General features: G+C 43.0%; 16 protein-coding genes and 1 other RNA gene. 11 read left to right on the forward strand and 6 right to left on the reverse strand.

Annotation, left to right across the window (positions count from 1 at the left end; translation table 11 throughout):
- Positions 1-79 precede the first annotated feature (79 nt).
- Entirely contained in the window at positions 80-1,243 is a 1,164-nt protein-coding gene (gene nhaA / locus Q0140_RS06180) for a Na+/H+ antiporter NhaA (RefSeq protein WP_297962849.1), read from the forward strand.
- Positions 1,244-1,373: 130 nt separating this feature from the next.
- Here the strand turns inward: nhaA and Q0140_RS06185 are convergent, their stop codons facing one another.
- From Q0140_RS06185 to ruvC, 3 genes are read right to left on the reverse strand one after another with little or no spacing between them, the layout of a single operon-like run.
- Positions 1,374-1,901 (reverse strand): isochorismatase family cysteine hydrolase, encoded by a 528-nt coding sequence (locus Q0140_RS06185; protein WP_297962851.1) that lies wholly within the window; start codon positions 1,899-1,901, stop codon positions 1,374-1,376.
- On the reverse strand, positions 1,901-2,707 hold the full coding sequence (locus Q0140_RS06190; RefSeq protein WP_297962853.1) for a nitrilase-related carbon-nitrogen hydrolase: 807 nt from the start codon (positions 2,705-2,707) through the stop codon (positions 1,901-1,903). The genes Q0140_RS06185 and Q0140_RS06190 overlap by 1 nt, the downstream gene beginning before the upstream one ends.
- 9 nt (positions 2,708-2,716) lie before the next feature.
- Positions 2,717-3,196, reverse strand: coding sequence for a crossover junction endodeoxyribonuclease RuvC (gene ruvC, locus Q0140_RS06195; protein ID WP_297962855.1), 480 nt, complete (start codon positions 3,194-3,196; stop codon positions 2,717-2,719).
- 110 nt (positions 3,197-3,306) lie between these two features.
- Here ruvC and dnaA point away from each other — a divergent pair, with 110 nt between their 5' ends.
- The 6 genes from dnaA (at position 3,307) to Q0140_RS06225 (ending at position 11,235) form a co-directional block, all read left to right on the forward strand.
- Positions 3,307-4,635 (forward strand): chromosomal replication initiator protein DnaA, encoded by a 1,329-nt coding sequence (dnaA, locus tag Q0140_RS06200; protein WP_297962857.1) that lies wholly within the window; start codon positions 3,307-3,309, stop codon positions 4,633-4,635.
- 156 nt (positions 4,636-4,791) lie between these two features.
- On the forward strand, positions 4,792-5,871 hold the full coding sequence (gene dnaN / locus Q0140_RS06205; protein ID WP_297962859.1) for a DNA polymerase III subunit beta: 1,080 nt from the start codon (positions 4,792-4,794) through the stop codon (positions 5,869-5,871).
- Between the two features lie 9 nt (positions 5,872-5,880).
- Positions 5,881-8,193, forward strand: coding sequence for a DNA topoisomerase (ATP-hydrolyzing) subunit B (gyrB, locus tag Q0140_RS06210; RefSeq protein WP_297962861.1), 2,313 nt, complete (start codon positions 5,881-5,883; stop codon positions 8,191-8,193).
- Positions 8,193-9,623 (forward strand): EAL domain-containing protein, encoded by a 1,431-nt coding sequence (locus Q0140_RS06215; RefSeq protein WP_297962863.1) that lies wholly within the window; start codon positions 8,193-8,195, stop codon positions 9,621-9,623. The genes gyrB and Q0140_RS06215 overlap by 1 nt, the downstream gene beginning before the upstream one ends.
- Positions 9,623-10,003 carry a preQ(1) synthase gene (queF, locus tag Q0140_RS06220; RefSeq protein ID WP_297962865.1) on the forward strand — a complete coding sequence of 127 codons (381 nt, stop codon included), beginning with the start codon at positions 9,623-9,625 and terminating at the stop codon, positions 10,001-10,003. The genes Q0140_RS06215 and queF overlap by 1 nt, the downstream gene beginning before the upstream one ends.
- Positions 10,000-11,235: an HD domain-containing protein gene (locus Q0140_RS06225; protein ID WP_297962867.1), complete on the forward strand. Its 1,236-nt coding sequence runs from the start codon at positions 10,000-10,002 to the stop codon at positions 11,233-11,235. Before queF ends, Q0140_RS06225 begins: the two co-directional genes overlap by 4 nt.
- Before the next feature lie 3 nt (positions 11,236-11,238).
- On the opposite strand, the gene ffs is transcribed toward Q0140_RS06225, so the two are convergent.
- Positions 11,239-11,336: signal recognition particle sRNA small type (gene ffs, locus Q0140_RS06230), an RNA gene on the reverse strand.
- Between the two features lie 47 nt (positions 11,337-11,383).
- On the opposite strand from ffs, the gene Q0140_RS06235 reads away from it, so the two are divergent.
- The 3 genes from Q0140_RS06235 (at position 11,384) to Q0140_RS06245 (ending at position 14,370) form a co-directional block, all read left to right on the forward strand.
- Complete coding sequence (locus Q0140_RS06235; RefSeq protein ID WP_297962869.1) at positions 11,384-11,803, forward strand: hypothetical protein; 420 nt, start codon at positions 11,384-11,386, stop codon at positions 11,801-11,803.
- A 64-nt stretch (positions 11,804-11,867) separates the two neighbouring features.
- Positions 11,868-13,670 (forward strand): translational GTPase TypA, encoded by a 1,803-nt coding sequence (gene typA, locus Q0140_RS06240; RefSeq protein ID WP_297962871.1) that lies wholly within the window; start codon positions 11,868-11,870, stop codon positions 13,668-13,670.
- Positions 13,671-13,782: 112 nt separating this feature from the next.
- Positions 13,783-14,370 carry an HAD-IB family hydrolase gene (locus Q0140_RS06245; RefSeq protein ID WP_297962873.1) on the forward strand — a complete coding sequence of 196 codons (588 nt, stop codon included), beginning with the start codon at positions 13,783-13,785 and terminating at the stop codon, positions 14,368-14,370.
- Between the two features lie 428 nt (positions 14,371-14,798).
- On the opposite strand, the gene Q0140_RS06250 is transcribed toward Q0140_RS06245, so the two are convergent.
- Complete coding sequence (locus Q0140_RS06250; protein WP_297962875.1) at positions 14,799-15,611, reverse strand: transporter substrate-binding domain-containing protein; 813 nt, start codon at positions 15,609-15,611, stop codon at positions 14,799-14,801.
- 226 nt (positions 15,612-15,837) lie between these two features.
- Positions 15,838-16,641: a transporter substrate-binding domain-containing protein gene (locus Q0140_RS06255; protein WP_297962877.1), complete on the reverse strand. Its 804-nt coding sequence runs from the start codon at positions 16,639-16,641 to the stop codon at positions 15,838-15,840.
- A gap of 97 nt (positions 16,642-16,738) precedes the next feature.
- On the opposite strand from Q0140_RS06255, the gene Q0140_RS06260 reads away from it, so the two are divergent.
- Positions 16,739-17,767, forward strand: a complete 1,029-nt coding sequence (locus Q0140_RS06260; RefSeq protein WP_297962879.1) for a hypothetical protein — start codon at positions 16,739-16,741, stop codon at positions 17,765-17,767.
- The last annotated feature ends 84 nt before the right edge of the window (positions 17,768-17,851 follow it).

The raw sequence follows: 17,851 nt of genomic DNA on the forward strand, positions 1-17,851 counted from the left end.
TACCGAGCAACTAGCCCGTTTTGATAAAAATTTAATTAAAATTTGCATAAAATTAAGGCAAAATTTTTAAAGGAAGCATGTGCAACATATCATTAAGAAAATTTTATCAAGCGAAAGTAGCGCCGGCGTTATATTACTTCTATCCGCGGTTTTTGCGATCATAGCTCAAAACGTAAGCTTTTTATCTAAATACTATGAGGCATTTTTACATCTAAGCTTCACCATAGGTGTGGGTTCTGCGAAACTTGACGAATCGATGCATTTTTTAGTAAACGACGTGCTTATGGCGATATTTTTCTTTGCCATTGGACTTGAGCTTAAGCGCGAAAAAATCGAAGGGCAGCTGCGCCATTTCTCTCAAATTTTACTTCCTAGCTTCGCGGCTATGGGCGGAGTAATGATGCCTGCGATCATATTTTCGATCATCAACTGGGGCGATGCCGTCGCGATGAAGGGCTGGGCGATCCCAACGGCGACCGATATCGCCTTTGCTGTAGGCGTTATGGCACTTTTGGGCAAAAAAATCCCGGCTAGCCTTAAAATTTTTGTCCTAACGCTTGCGATAATGGACGATCTGTGTGCAATTTTAATCATCGCTTTGTTTTATTCCTCTACCATAAACGCAATCTATCTAGGTGGCGCAGCTGCCTGTGTCGCAATAATGCTAGTGATGAGCAGACTTGGCGTTGATAAAAAGCTTCCGTTTATCATCGTGGCCGTGGTGCTGTGGGTGATGGTACTAAACTCCGGCATCCACGCGACTATCGCGGGAGTGCTTGCGGGCTTTTGCATCCCGCTTAAGACCCGCTCGGGTTCTATGCTAAAGGATATGGAGCACGGACTAGCCTACCCCGTAAATTTCTTCATCTTGCCGATCTTTGCCTTTACAAACGCAGGCGTTTCGCTAGCAGGCATCAGTCCTAGCTTCCTTTTCGGTCCGGTGCCTATGGGTATAATGCTCGGACTATTTTTCGGTAAACAGATCGGAATTTTTGCCTTTAGCTGGATTTTAATCAAAGCCAAAATCGCCTACATGCCGGAAAATGCAGGCTGGCCGCAGCTTTACGCAGTAGCAATTATCTGTGGTATCGGCTTTACGATGGCGCTTTTCGTCGATGGCCTGGCATACGGCGGCAGCGATCTGTATCACTACACCGATAAACTCGCGGTATTTTTAGGCTCGATAATTTCCGGAGTAGTAGGATTTTTCGTCGCAAAAGCAGTCGCGGTAAAACAAAGCTAAATTCCATAAAAAGATTAAAATTTTAAAATTCTACCGCTCAAAAAATTTCAAAATTTTAAGAGCGGCTCTAAATTTTAAAATTTATAAGCTAGAAAATTTAGCTTGAAATTCTGTTTAATCTAAGTACAGCTTAAATCACCAAAATACCCGCATTTTGCATTAAGCTTAGCGCACATTCGTCGTAGTAGCCGCGCTCATGGTTCGGCGCATCGTAGGTAGCTACCGCACCTCGCGGAACGACGACGTCTTTATCGGCGCCAATTTCGTTGAGATAGGTGCGCAGGCTAAGCGCAAACTGCATCACGCAGATATCGGTGCAACAGCCCGTAATCACGAAACGATCGAAGCCGCCCAGAATTTTCTTATCCAAATTATGAAAGCCGTTCGTGCTACGCTTAAAAGTAACGTTTTGCTCGCTTACGAAGTGTGCGAGCTCCTCGATCACCTCCGCTTCTGGCGAGCCAACTAGGCAGTGAGCCGGATAGCGCTTCATCTCCAAATCCCGCTCGGCGTGAGCGTCGCAGATGAAATGCACGTTTTTCGCCGCCTCAATCTGTTTAAGCACCGCAGGAGCGATCTTTGCTATGCTAGGATCGGCCATCGCGCCGAATTTTACGAAGCCGTTTAACATATCGATCACAAATACCAAAGTTTTCATCAAAACTCCTTATAAATTTCAGGTTTCATATCTTTTAAAAGATCCATTTTAGCGCGAAATTTTAAAATTTCATTTAAATCCGCTCGAGCAATCTTCACGGCCTCTTTTTTGCCTAAGCGCGCGACGATCTCGCCGCCCGGACCGATCAGCATGGAATTTCCGCCGAAACTCTCACCCTGCCCCGTATCGCCGCAGCCGTTTACCGCACAGATAAAAATTTGATTTTCGATCGCGCGGGCTCTCGCAAGCGTGATAAAATGCTCTATGCGGCTCTGCGCGAACTGCGCGATCACAAAAACAATCTGCGCGCCGCGAAGCGCTAAGGCGCGAAAAATTTCACAAAAGCGCAGATCGTAGCAGACCGCGACGCCGATTTTGACCGCGCGATTTTGAAATTTTATCTCGCAAATGCCTAGCTTATCGCCGCCGCTTACGATCTCGTTTTCGCGAGCGAGCGAGAAAGCGTGGATCTTGTCGTAGCATAAAATTTCGGCTCCGTTTTGATAGACGAAAGCAGAATTATAAATTTTATCTCGCTCGGAGTTTATCGATCCGCCTATTAAAACAGCGCCGCAGTTTTGCGAAATTTCACTTAAAAATCCCTTCGTTCGCGCAGCTCCCGCGTCGGCTAAGCGCTTGAAATTTCGCACGCAAAAGCCCGTGTTAAAGGCCTCAGGCAGCACCGCTACGTCCGCGCCGCGTTTTAACGCGCGATCTATAAGCTCTCGCGCTCGGATAAAATTTTGCTCGCAATCCGCGACAGTAGAGGCGAGCTTCACGTTCATTTGTAAGATTGCAATTTTCAACTCTTTCTCCTATCTAGGCGCCCGGCGCATCGCGTGAGCGTGCGTGAGCGCAACGGCGATGGCGTCGGTAACGTCGAGCGGTTTGATCTCTTTATTAATCCCTAAAATCCGCTTCACCATGAAAGCAACCTGCTCCTTCGCCGCCTTTGCCTTGCCCGTGACCGATTTTTTTACCTGAAGCGGCGTATATTCGGCAAAATTTCCAAAAATTTGTAAAATTTTAAGGGCCAGCGCGCCGCGAAACTGAGCGAGCTTTAAAACAGACTGCGGATTATAGGCATAAAACATCGATTCTATCGCGACCTCATCAATCTTATGAGCGCTAAAAATTTGATCGATCGCCTCGCTCATCTGCGTCATTTGAAATTGCACGTTTTCGGCCTTCATTTTCACTAATCCCGCCTCTATGAGAGTAATTTTATTCACATCTTTTTCCAAAATCGCATAACCTAAATTTCTAGTTCCCGGATCGATTCCTAAAATTTTCATAACCACCTTTCACACTTATTCACAGTTTAATCACCGGTGAATAAACTGAAATTTACCGCAAATTTAGTGAAATTTAGCTAAAATAGCGGCTTAATTTATAAGGGAATTCAATGGCGACGTCGCAAGCACAAGAAATTTTATCAAATTTAGAGAAGGAAATTTTACCTACCGAATACTCTAGATACATTAAAAATTTGAAATTCAACGATAAAAACTCGACACCGGAATTTTTCATCTACAACGCAACTAACGAGTTTATCGCTAAATACGCTCAGACAAAATACGGCACTAAAATAAAAGAGCTTATCAAAAAACAGTTCGGTCTTAGCGACGTAATCGTCAAAATTACCTCAAAAGCTAAAATTTCACCGAAAGAAAAGGTAAAAATCATCTCCGAAAAGCCTAAGAGCACAATTTTAAGCGAAAACTATAACTTCGAAAATTTCATCATCGGCGATTCAAATAAATTTGCCTTCGAGTGTTCGGTATCCGTCGCAAAAGAGCCAGGAATTCGCTTTAATCCGCTCTTTATCTACGGACCTAGCGGGCTAGGAAAAACTCACCTGCTTCAATCGATCGGAAATTACTGCATCAAAAAGGGAAAAACCGTCATTTGCGTCACCAGCGAGCAGTTCGCTAATGATTTCGTCTTTAACCTTAAAAACAACTCGATCGATAAATTTAAACAAAAATACCGCAATTGCGACGTTTTGCTCATCGATGATATTCAGTTTTTAATCGGACGCGATAAAGCCCAGGAGGAGCTTTTTTATACGTTTAACGAGCTGAAAGACAAAAACTGCCAAATCGTCCTTACCAACGACCTGCCACCAAAATTCCTAAAAGGCTTTGAAAGTCGTCTTACAACACGATTTGAAAGTGGCATAATAGCAAACATTACCCCGCCAGATCTCGAAACTAAAATCGCCATTATCAATAAAAAGAGCGAGGAAAACCGCGTTAGAATTCCACACGATGTCGTAGAATATATCGCCGCAAATATGGGCGATAATATCCGCGAAATCGAAGGCGCAATAAACAAACTAAACGCATATTCCTCAATACTTCGCACAAAGATCACGCTGGAATTTACCAAAAGTACGCTTCAAGATCAGATCCATCAAAAATATTCAAGTGTAAGCCTTGAACACGTAATAGAGGTGATCTCAAAAGAACTGAACGTAAAACCTAGCGAGCTAAAGAGCAAAACGCGAGCTAAAAACGTCGTCGAAGCGCGCCAAATTTGCATATATCTAACCAAACAGTTAACTCAAAACTCAATGCCAAAAATCGCCGCATTTTTTAATCTAAAAGATCACAGCGCCATCAGCAAAAATATCAAAAAAATCAACGAGCTCATTCAAACCGACGAGATATTAAAGATAAAAATTGAAGAGCTAAAAAACAAAATAACCAAAAAGGATAAGAATGAAATTTAGACTTTATAAAAATAAAGTAAAAAAGGTGAATAAAAGTGAATAAAACAAAGCTACTTACTCACTGGATAAACTATCTAAAGACAAGCTTTAGGATAAGTTTTTCACAAAAACCACTTGCCAACTACTACAACGATAAAAATTTAAAAGGATAAAAATATGAAAGTGTTAATCACTAAAAAACTTTTAGAAGAGATAGTTTCAAATACTAGCTCCTATCTTGATAAAAAAGATCTAAGCTCGATAACTTCACATCTTTTGATGAGCGCTAAAGATGGAATTTTTAGTATAAAAGCCACTGATCATGAAATAGGCCTCAGTTATAATTTACAAAATGTCACTATAGAAACAGATGGAGAAGCTACAGCAAATGGAGGCAAGCTCCTTAGCGTTATTAAAGGTCTAAGCGACGATAGCGTTACTTTAGAAACTGTCAACGGAGCGCTATTCGTAAAGCAAAAAAAATCCAAGTACAAGCTTCCGATGTTTGAGACGAGGGATTTTCCAAGCTTCCCTACAATAGATGGTAAAAACAGCTTTGACGTAAATGCTGGAATTTTAGGCAGAAGCCTTAAAAAAATATATCCATCGATTGATACGAACAATCCAAAATATGAGCTCAACGGCGCTTTAATCGACGTAAAAGAGGGCTTTATAAATTTAGTCGGAACCGATACAAAGCGACTTAGCGTTTATAAGCTGATCACTCAATCAAAAGCAGGCGAGCTAGATACTAAAATTTTAATCCCTAAAAAAGCGATAGGCGAAATTCAAAAGTTATTTTCGGATAAAATTAAAATTTACTACGACGAAAATGTGCTACTAGCAGTGAGCGAGAATTTTGAGTTTTTTACAAAGCTTATTAATGGCAAATTTCCAAACTACGAGCGCGTGATCCCAAGCGATACGGCGTATAAAATTTTAATCCCGCGCGATAAGATGGTAAGCGGAGTGCGAGCGATAAACGCGATGTGCGAGGAGATGAAGGTTACCATTAAGAAGGACGTAATGGTTTTTGAGAGCATCAACGAGGACAATTCCGAGGCAAAGACCGAAATTGAAGCGGCGATCGATATAAACGGCGAGATAGTCTTCGGCGTGAAAAATCGCTTTCTGCTTGATTTTTTAAGTAACATAGAGAGCGAAATTTTTGAGCTTAATTTTAACAGCTCCGATACGGCGTTCGTACTTAGCGCGGACGGCTTAAAAACGGTTGTTATGCCGATAAATAATATTTAAAGGAAAAATATGAAACAAAATTACGGCGCTAGTAATATTAAAGTTTTAAAGGGTCTTGAAGCCGTTAGAAAGCGTCCCGGTATGTATATCGGAGACACCAATATCGGCGGACTTCATCATATGATTTATGAGGTTGTAGATAATTCGATCGATGAGGCGATGGCGGGGTACTGCGACACAATCGACGTCGAAATCACAAACGAGGGAAGCTGCATCGTTAGTGATAACGGTCGCGGAATCCCCGTCGATATACATCCGACTGAAAAAATTCCTGCCGCGACGGTGGTTCTTACGGTGCTTCACGCAGGCGGTAAATTTGACAAAGACACTTATAAAGTCTCCGGCGGTCTGCACGGCGTGGGCGTTAGCGTTGTAAATGCGCTTTCAAAAAAGCTCGTTGCTACGATCAAACGTGACGGAAATATTTATAGACAAGAATTTGCCAAAGGAATTCCTACTACCGAGCTTGAAAAGATAAAAACTACTAATCGCACGGGTACTACGATTGAGTTTTGGCCAGACGGCGAAATTTTTGAAATTTTAGAATTTGACGATGAAATTTTATCAAAAAGATTTCGCGAGTTAGCGTATCTAAATCCAAAAATTACGATAAATTTTAAAGATAATCGCACGGGCAGGGACGAGCACTTTCACTTTGAAGGCGGTTTGGAGAGCTTCGTAAACGATATGAATAAAGCGCCTGCCATATCCAAAGCCGTATCGTTTAGTGATAGCGCGGATGATGTTATGGTCGATTTTGCGCTGATGTATAACGAAACGTATAGCGAAAATTTATTAAGCTTCGTAAATAATATCAAAACTCCGGATGGCGGTACGCATGAGGCGGGCTTTAGAGCGGGTCTTACGCGCGCGATAACAAATTACGTCGCGGCAAATGCGGCTGCACGCGAAAAGGACACGAAGATCACCGGCGACGATGTTCGCGAGGGACTCATCGCGGTAATTAGCGTAAAGGTTCCTGAACCACAGTTTGAAGGACAGACGAAGGGAAAATTAGGCTCAAGCTACGTTAAGCCGATCGTGCAAAAGATGGCATTTGAGGTGCTTAGCAAGTATTTTGAAGAAAATCCGATCGAAGCGCGCGCCATTATGAATAAAGCTCTTTTAGCCGCGCGCGGTCGCGAAGCGGCAAAAAAAGCACGCGATCTAACGCGCAAAAAAGACAATATAAATTCCGTCGGAACCCTTCCCGGAAAGCTAGCCGATTGCCAGAGTAAGGATGCAAGTATTAGCGAAATTTATCTAGTCGAGGGCGATAGCGCGGGCGGTTCGGCGAAGCAGGGAAGAGACCGCGTGTTTCAAGCGATCCTGCCGCTTAGAGGTAAAATTTTAAACGTAGAAAAGGCGCGCCTGGATAGAATTTTACAATCCGAAGAGATTAAAAATATGATCACGGCCTTTGGTTGCGGTATCGGCGAGGAATTTAACGAAGAGAAGCTCCGCTATCACAAAATCATCATTATGACCGATGCGGATGTCGACGGTAGCCACATTCAGACGCTTCTTTTAACCTTTTTCTTTAGATTTTTACGCCCTGTTGTCGAAAACGGCTATGTTTATCTGGCACAGCCGCCGCTTTTTAGATATAAAAAGGGTAAAAAAGAAATTTATCTAAAAGACGAAAAAGCGCTGAGTGAGTTTTTGATCGAAACTGGCATCGATATGGGCGAGTTTGAAGGTATCGGCAACGAGGATCTAATCGATTATCTAAAAATAGTTTCAAACTACCGCTCGCTTTTAAATGAGCTTAAAAAGCGCTTCAGCGTGCTTAGCGCGATCAGATTTTTGATAGAAAACGACGAAGCGCGTAGCCTTGGTTATGAAGAGCTATTTAAAATTTTAAAACCGCGTCTTGAGAGTGAAGGATTTAATATCTTAAATTCCTACGTAAATGATGAAGGCATTAGAATTTATGTCCAAACTCCGAGCGGCTTAGAACAGCTCGTGATAGATGAGAATTTATTCGGCAATTATATCTTTGAAGAGGCGATCAGAGTTTATTCAAAGATCAAAGAGCGGGATGTAAGCTTTGGCAAGGATTTTATTGAAATTTTAGATGAAATCGAAAAAAGCTCGAAAAAAGGCGCTTATATTCAGCGCTACAAAGGTCTTGGAGAGATGAATCCGGAGCAGCTTTGGGAAACAACTATGAGCCCTGAAAATAGAAGGCTTTTAAAAATCAGCATTGCAGACGCACAGAGTGCTAGCGATACCTTTAATCTTTTCATGGGCGACGAGGTTGAACCGCGTAGGAATTACATTCAAGACCATGCCAAAGACGTTAAACACTTGGATATATAATGTCTGTTTTATTTAGTGAGACCAAAGAGCGCGAAAATCGTTTCATAACGGCACTTAAAATTTCGGTGCCGTTTACCTGCGTTTTGATTGTTTTTGGAATTATTTTGTTCCGAAACGGCGAGTTTAAATTTGATGACGTAATTTTGTTTTTGATACTTTTAATCTGCTATGTTTATTATGTCATCTATCAAATTTACTTTGGCTTTCAAAAGACGCTGATTGATCCCGTTACTCACGTATTCGTACGCGAGGAGATAGAGAAAATTTTAAGCAACGATCTAGCTAAAAATCATCAAATAAATATTGTCCTTTTGCGAATTAAAAATATCATCGACATAAACGATCGATACGGTTATAAAAACGGCGATGAAATTTTATATGAGTATTGTAAAGAACTTTCAAATTTTATGGCAGAGCAGGGTTTTAAGGACCTTCCGATCGGGCGCTTTATAAACGGCTACTTTGTATTCGGCGTAGAATCAAAAGCTACGAATTTAAGCCATATTTTGCGAATGTTTGAGCATAAAATTTCAAGTCAAACGATTAAAAATGTAGAGATAAAAAGCGAATTTACAATGCTTCCAAGCTCATATGATCGCAATCTAAATAATATCGTAAATGCTCTATTTTATAAGATAAATCACCTGGACGACGAAGAGCACGGCGAGAAGGCTATTGACGTAGAGAAAGTATTAATTGACGTATTTTCCGCCGACGTAATGGAAGCGATCGATAGCGAAAATTTTAGCTTTAAATATCAGCGCGTTGCAGATAAAAACGGCGTAAAATCACATATTAATTTAATTCCAAAGCTTGATCTAAGAAGTGGCGAAAAGATCACAAAAAGTAGAATTTTAGATATTTTGCTTCTAAATCATTATGACATCAAATACGATATTTCGATGATGAGGCAGATTTCTAGGATCATCTATTTTAAAGATATTGACGCTAAAATTTTTATCGAGGTCATGCCTCAGACCCTGCGAAATAACGAGTTTCGCAATGAAATTTTAAAGCTCATCGATAATAATCTGATCGATCCGAAAAAGATCGTGTTTGAGTTTAACGAAAAGCTTATCTATTCGGAGATCAAGCGCTTTGACGAAATTTTGATTAAATTTCGCGAACTCGGATTTAGCTTCGCGCTGTCGCAGTTCGGCGGCTCGAACGCGAGTTTTGAATATTTAAAATTTTTAGAAGTGGATTTTATCGTTTACGACATAGAATTTAATAAAAATTTAGACGATGAAAAGATTAAAAATATCTTTATAGGCATTAACGAAGCTTGTGCGAAATCGGGCGTCAAAACCGTAATGCGCTTCATCGACAAAGAGGAATTTCAAATGCAGCTTTATAAGATGGGCATCGATTATATTCAGGGATTTTGCGTCGAAAAGCCGAACGATATATCGAATTTAAGGAGATCATAGTGAGATACGGCGAAGAGGAAATTGTAAAATTTAACATCGAAAATTTAGAAGTTTGGCCCAATAAACAAAAGCGCGATTATCTTATAAAAATAACCCTGCCCGAGTTTTGCTGCCGCTGCCCGCGCTCGGGCTATCCGGATTTTGCGACGATCTATTTGGAATATATCCCCGATAAGCTCGTAGTGGAGCTTAAGGCGATTAAAATTTACATAAATTCCTTCATGAACCGCTACATCAGCCACGAAGATAGCATAAATGAAATTTACGGCGCGCTTCAAAGCAAGCTAAAGCCTAAATTTATGAAAATCAGGGGCGATTTTAATCCGCGCGGCAACGTCCACACGGTAATCGAAATAAACTCGGATCAAATTTACCGATGATAAGCTCAAATTTAGTCGAACAAATTTTTAAATCCGCAAGCATTAGCCGCTGGAATGATTACCCAAAGATGGTAAGTTTAGTCGAGCTCGACAAGCAGGCGCATAAATTTATCATCGCTTATTTCATCGCTAGCTTTGAGCGCGATGTGGATATCAACTATGTGATAGAAGCGGGGATTTTCGAGTTTTTAGCGCGCATCGTCGTAACCGACATCCGCCCGGACGTCTTTCATCAGATTCAAAAAACCAAAAAGGATAAGATCAACGAATGGGTTTTAAGCGTCCTCGAAAGCGATCTTTTGCCTATTCAAAACGGCGCATTTTTCGAGCGATTTAAAAAATATCTAAATTCCAAAGATCATAAAAAAGAAGCCGTGATCTTAAAGGCGGCAAGCTACCTTTCTACGCGGTGGGAATTCAATATCGTATATCAAACGAGCCAGTTTTTAAACGATATAGAGGAGCTAAAATCCAAGGTCGAGGAGGAGCTCGAGGATTATTATGAGCTAATCGGCGTGCGAAAAATCGTGATGAATAAAAAACTTGCTCGCATAGTCGATCTTAGTGGCAGACTTCGTTTCCAAAAACGCTGGGCGCAGACGCCGCGCATCCCTGAGACATCGGTGCTAGGACACATGCTGGTAGTCGCGATTTTAAGCTACTTTTTCTCGCTTGAAGTTGGTGCGTGCCGCTCGCGCACGGCGTATAATTTTTTCTGCGCGTTATTTCACGATCTACCAGAAAGCCTCACTCGCGACATTATTAGCCCCGTAAAATACGGCGTTAAGGGCCTTAGCGACATCATTAGCGAATATGAGATGCGGCTAATAGACGATAAAATTTTACCCTTTGTGCCGGAACATATGCGAGATGATTTTAGTTATATTTTGGGTATCCGTAAAGAGGGCAGTAAATTTATAAAAGACGAGTTTGAAAACCGCACCTTCGAGCTAGGCAAGGAGCCTAAATTTGCAGAGGGTAGCCTAAAGATGTTTAACGAAGATAAATTTCGTGCAATCGACGGCAAGGCGCTTAAGTATTGCGACAAACTAGCGGCGTTTTTTGAGGCGGGGATTTCGATCAGTTACGGCGTAAAGAGCAAGGAGCTGCTTAGCGGGTATAATTCGATGTTAGAGTTTTTTAAAGCAAAGCCAAAAATTGAAGGCGTCGATTTTCAGAGTGTTTGCGAGGATTTCAAAGAGCATTTCGGGCTTAATAGGATCGATTTGTAAAACCCCTTCCCAGATGGCTGCGGCACATGCGAGATCTAAGTGCTCTGCTGTATTCCTACCCTGAAGCGGTGCCTAAAAAAAGCATTGCACAGGTCTAAGAAAGGGCAAACGGGATTATATGGAAATGTTTCTTAAAGTAAGGTTATAAATGAATTTCAAAAATCATCTTTTATCCGTATTTCGCGAGGTTTTTATCCCTCATCATCGCTCTATTGAGTTTAGAGCTAAAATTTTTGCCGCAATGCTGCTTGCCAAAAAGAAGCAGACCGACGAGGATTACGATACGATCAAAGATATAGCGGGCGAAATTTATCCGGGCGACGAGCAACGCATCGGCGTACTGGTCTCCATCGTAAAAGAGTATATCTTAAAGGCGAAAACTTATAAAAGCTTAAATTTAGACTCGCTTTTAAAAGAAATCGATAGAGATATCAAAAACAACAAAAAATATATCAAAAAGATTGATTTTTCACATCTGCGTCGTTTGATCGGAGATGATGACGAGGATGCGCTGATCCAACAGCGCGTGTATGAGTTTTTTGTCTGCGAAGTCAAAGAGTATTCGTAAATTTTTATCTTAAGAATTTTTTTAGTATAATCATCAGTTTTTGAAATTAGAAACGGAGAAAAATTTGGAAAATATCAGAAATATTGCGGTTATCGCGCACGTCGATCACGGCAAGACCACTATCGTAGATGAGCTTTTAAAACAATCCGGCACCTTTGGTAATCACCAAGAAGTCGGCGAGCGCGTGATGGACAGCAACGACATAGAGCGCGAGCGCGGCATTACGATACTATCCAAAAATACCGCCATCCACTACGGCGGCGTTAAAATCAACATCATCGACACTCCGGGCCACGCCGATTTCGGCGGAGAGGTCGAGCGCGTACTAAAGATGGTAGACGGCGTGCTTTTGCTCGTCGACGCGCAAGAAGGCGTCATGCCGCAGACGAAATTTGTCGTAAAAAAGGCGCTATCTTTGGGGCTCAGACCTATCGTAGTCGTAAATAAAATCGATAAGCCCGCAGCCGATCCAGACCGCGTGGTAAATGAAATTTTCGATCTTTTCGTAGCGCTTGACGCAAACGACGAGCAGCTGGAGTTTCCAGTTATCTATGCCGCGGCTAAAAACGGCTATGCAAAATACGATTTAAGCGATGAGAGCACCGATATGAAGCCGCTTTTTGAGACGATTATCTCTCACGTTCCGACCCCTAGTGGTAGCGACGACAATCCTTTGCAGCTGCAGGTTTTCACGCTCGATTACGACAACTACGTCGGCAAGATTGGCATCGCTAGGATTTTCAACGGCACGATAAACAAGAACCAAAGCGTTATGCTAACTAAAGCTGACGGCACGCACATTAACGGTAGAATTTCAAAACTCATCGGTTTTAATGGACTTGAGCGCACCGACATTGATACGGCGGGCACCGGCGACATTGTAGCGATTGCGGGCTTTGATGCGCTTGACGTAGGCGATAGCATCGTCGATCCCAATAATCCGATCCCGCTTGATGCGCTGCATATTGAAGAGCCGACCCTTAGCGTAATTTTCAGCGTAAATGATGGACCGCTAGCGGGCACGGAGGGTAAATTCGTAACCTCAAATAAGATCGACGAGCGCTTGGAAGCGGAGATGAAAACCAACATCGCGATGCGCTATGAAAACGCGGGCGAGGGTAAATTTAAAGTAAGCGGTCGCGGCGAGCTGCAGATTACGATTTTGGCTGAAAATATGCGCCGCGAGGGCTTTGAGTTTTGCCTCGGACGCCCGGAAGTCATCATCAAAGAGATCGACGGCATCAAATGCGAGCCTTTCGAGCATCTAGTCATCGACGCGCCCGATGATTGCACCGGTACCGTCATCGAAAAGCTCGGTCGCAAAAAAGCCGAGATGAAGGTGATGAACCCTACCGGCGACGGGCAGACGCGCATGGAGTTTGAGATCCCCGCGCGCGGTCTTATCGGCTTTCGCTCGCAGTTTTTGACCGATACTCGCGGCGAAGGCGTAATGAACCATAGCTTTTTGGAATTCCGCCCCTTCATCGGCGCGGTCGAAAAGCGACAAAACGGCGCGCTCGTGAGTATGGAAAACGGAGTGGCGCTAGGATACAGCCTGTGGAACCTGCAAGATCGCGGCGTGCTTTTTATCGCTCCGCAGGCGAAGGTATATCTAGGCATGATTATCGGCGAGCACAGTCGTCCGAATGATCTGGACGTCAATCCGATCAAGGGTAAAAATTTAACCAACGTCCGCGCGAGCGGCAGCGATGATGCGATCAAACTCGTGCCGCCGCGCGCGCTAAATTTAGAGCGTGCGCTGGAGTGGATCGAGGAGGACGAGCTTGTGGAGGTTACGCCCGTAAATATCCGCGTGCGTAAGCGATACCTGGACCCTACGACGCGCAGACGAATGGCTAAAAAATAGAATTTCAAAATGAAATTTTAAAATTTGGCGTGAAATTTAGCTTTTAAATTTCACGCCTTTTTTATAGACAAATTTTAAAATTTGAGCTGCTAAAATTTTGCTAGGAGAGGCAATGAATCTTGTTTTATTCGACTTTGACGGCACGATCACGCGCGATGATTCGCTGCTCGAGTTCGTCGCCTACGTAGTCGGATTTAAGAAATTTTTTCGCGGGATTTTGGTGCTATCGCCCATTTTAGCGGCGTATAAGCTAGGTCTTGCGAGCAATAATTTTACGCGCAGAAAGCTCTTGGGCTACTTTTTTGCGGGTATGAGCGCCGATAAATTCGATAAAATTTGCAAAAAATATTCCACCACCCACATCGAAGATATCCTAAAACAAAGCGCGATGGACAAGATCGCAAGCTACAAAGCCGCGGGCGATAAGATCGTCATCGTCACCGCCTCGCTCGAAGACTGGCTGCGCCCGTGGTGCGACGCGCAGGGCTTGGAGCTTTTAGGCACCAAAATACGGCGCAAAGGCGGCATCATCACGGGCGAGATCGAGGGGCAGAACTGCTACGGCGCGCAAAAGGTCGCTCGCGTGCGTGCGGCATACGACGTACAGGCTTTCGATAGCGTTATCGCTTACGGCGACAGTAGGGGCGATCGCGAGATGTTAGAATTCGCCGACGAGGCGCACTACAAGGCGTTTGAGTAAATTTCTGCGGCTACAAAGCTTAAACGATAGCATCTGCGGCGACCGCGCTTTTGCTGAGAGCTAGATTTCGCCTCACGCGGAATTTTATCCTTTTAAATTCATCGCGCTTATCTGCGGGATTACACCGCATGATAAATTTTTATATTTTATCGCAGTGCAAAAGCCCTCAACTACGAAATTATGTTGCAGCACGGGATTTTAAAATTCTAAAATTTCATCGTGCATAAAATTTTAAAATTCTATCTGTAGCGTGGAATTTTGCTCCGAATGGAATAGATGTTTTTAAACCGAGCGTGAGATAAAATTTTAAATTTTAGAATTTTACGAAATTTTGCAGCTACAAAAATTCCAAAATTTGCAGATCGTAAAATTTCACTCGCCGCGTGCGAAGCGGAATTTCAAAATTCCGCGCCTTAGAATTCTAAGATCTAAAGCATATTATAAATTCCGTCTAGCAGGAAGTATTTTTTATCCGCAGTGCCGCGGTAAAATGGCTCGAAAGTGTCCTCATAAGCCTTTTTGAAAAAGCCCTCTTTGCTTAGTTTGATTAGATCGGCATTGATGAAATCAAGCAGGCTTTGATTGCCTTTTTGCACGCCGACGCCTAAGAATTCCGCCGCGCCTAGGTTTTTAAACGGCACTTCGAGCGTATCGTCCACGACGGCATAGGCTAGGACGATGATATTGTCATTGGCGTAACCATCAGCTCTGCCGTCCTTTATCATCGCGTAGCACTCGGAGGTATTTTTGCAGTAAACTAAATTGCTAAATTTCTCTTTTCGCAGATAGCGCTCGGTCATCGAGCCGTTTGGGTTCTTTTCAATTGAAATCCTCATATCGCGAACCTGTGCGAAGTCCTTCACTTGATCCTCTTTACGCGTTACAATGCCAAAATTTACCGATAAATACGGCAGTGAGAAATCCACCTGCTTCTTACGCTCTTGCGTAATCATAAAGGTGCCGATAACCATATCGACCTTGTTATTTTTCAAAAATGGGATTCTCTCGCCTGCGGTTACGGCTACGAACTGCACTTCGCCCTTTTTATCGCCGAAAATGTCTTTGGCGATCGAGCTAGCAAGCTCGATTTCAAAACCCTCAAACTTGCCGTTATTAGACTCGCTTAGCGGCGGACGACCTTCGCGCACGCCTACTCTGATAACCCCTGCCTGCCTGATTTCATCTAGTGTATTTGCAAAAATGCTAGCGCAAAATAAGGCTAAAATAAAAAGTAATCTCATAAAAAGCCCCCTACTTTTTAGTTTTGAACTAATTATAGCACTATATATTTTAGAGAAAATAAATTCAAGCAGTTTAAAATTCAATCACCGCGCGTATGCAAGTTTGAAATTTAGGGGCGAATCGGGGATTTAAAATTTCGCAAATTCGCTAAATTTTAAATCCCAAGATTTATTCGTTATGCAAACTGCCTTCGATAAATTTTATATTTTAATTTCTAGCTCGCTTTTATAGCAAGTCATAAATTCCATCTAAAAGGAAGTATTTTTTATCCGCCGTGCCGCGGTAAAAAGGCTCGAAAGTGTCCTGATAAGCCTTTTTGAAAAAGCCCTCTTTGCTTAGTTTTACAAGCTCTGCGTTGATAAAATCAAGTAGCTCTTTGTTGCCCTTTTGCACTCCGATACCGATGAAATCGGGTTTGCCGAAGTTTTGAAACGGCACTTCGAGCGTATCGTCCACGACGGCGTAGGCTAGCACAGTGATGTTAAGGTTGATGTATCCGTCAGCTTTGCCGTCTCGGATCATCGCGTAGCATTCGCTTGTACTTTTGCAGTAGCTTACGTTGCTAAATTTCTCTTTTTTGAGATAATTATCTACGGTCGTGTCCTCTTCGGTTATGAGCCTCATATCGCGCAAACGCGATATATCTTTGATGGCGTCCGCTTTGCGAGTTAGCACGCCGAGATTGGTCGAAAAATACGGCGTCGAGAAGTCCACGTGATTTTTACGCGCCGAATCGATGACAAAGGTAGCTACGACCATATCGACTTTATTATTGACTAGATACGAGACGCGATCGGCGGCGCTTAGAGAGACAAACTGCACTTCGCCTTGTTTGGCACCGAAAATCGCCTTTGCGATCGCATTGGCAAGCTCGATCTCAAAGCCTTCAAATTTACCGCCGCTAATCTCGCTAAAAGGCGGTCTGCCGTCTCTGACGCCTACTCTAATGACGCCGCTATTTCTGATCTCTTGCAGCGTATTTGCAAAAAGCCCCGCACAAAGCAAGATCAAAGTAAAAAGTAGTTTCATTTGCCGCTCCTTTGTTTAGGTTATTTATGGCTAATTCTAGCGAAATTAAAATCAAAAGGCGCTTTTTTGGGCTAAATTTATTTGCCGTTTGCTTTTTATGAAATTTCAAGACGCCGTTAAATTTAGCCTTAGATTTGATATAATCGCGCAAAATTTAAGCGAGGGCAATATGAAAAATTTTATCTTTTTGTGGCTTTTGCTTGCGGGCTGCGCTTTCGGCGCCGCTAAAGAGGACATGGCGGCTTCTACTACGCATCAGGCGGCGTCAAATTTGCCGCAGCCAAATTTTGAAATTTTTTACGATGAAAATGCTAGCGACGCGCAGATAGATGCGGGCTTGGACGCACTTTTAGCCTTCGCGGCGCAAAACAGGGGCAGGATCGACGAGGATTTCGGGGAGTTTAAAGATAGAATTTTCACCGCTTTCATTTTTAATCCGAAGGTGCTGCGAAATTCAAAATTCGACTTCGAGCGGATAGAAAAAATCCTTAAATTTAAACCAAATCTCAATTACGGCGGAGACGGCGGTTATTTCTCGCCGCTAAAGCTCGCGATCTTTTTCGGCTCGAAATTTAGCGGTGAGATGGCGAAGCTTTATCACTTTGATAGCGCCGATGCGATGCGGCTTTTAGAGCTTTTGGTGCAAAACGGCGCGGACGCCAAGACTAGCGGGCTGTTGCGAGATGCCGCGGCAAGTGATAATTTCGAGGCATTTAAGTTTTTGATTGCAAACGGCGCGCGAGATACGAAAGACGTGGTCGGCTCGGTTGCGGGCAGCGAATTAATATTTTTAAGCGATAACAACGTTTCTATTCTCGGATATAAGGAGGCGCTGCCGCTTGCCGCGAGGGAGTTTGCCGCGGGAGCCAAATTTAAAGAATTCCGTGACGGGAGATTACGCTATTTGGAGGAAATTTTAAAATTTCAAAGCTTTGCGAGCATCGATAAAAAGGAGATCGAAACGCTTATCAAAGTAGCTGTGGTGCTAGACGACGACGCTGCGGCGGAGTTTTTGCTCGCTCACGGCCTTTGCAAGCAGAAGGAGCTTTGCGAGTTTCTAAAAGCGCAGGCGAAAACTTACGACGCCGCAAAAATTTCTAAAATTTTAAGCCGTCAAAAGGGCTAAATTTTAAAATTTGAGCAGCTACGGCGTGGCAAGCGGATAAAATCGCTATTATAGTTGCGCCAGTCGTAGCCGCCCTACTTTGTC

This window comes from uncultured Campylobacter sp. (genome assembly GCF_938045405.1).
GTDB lineage: Bacteria > Campylobacterota > Campylobacteria > Campylobacterales > Campylobacteraceae > Campylobacter_B.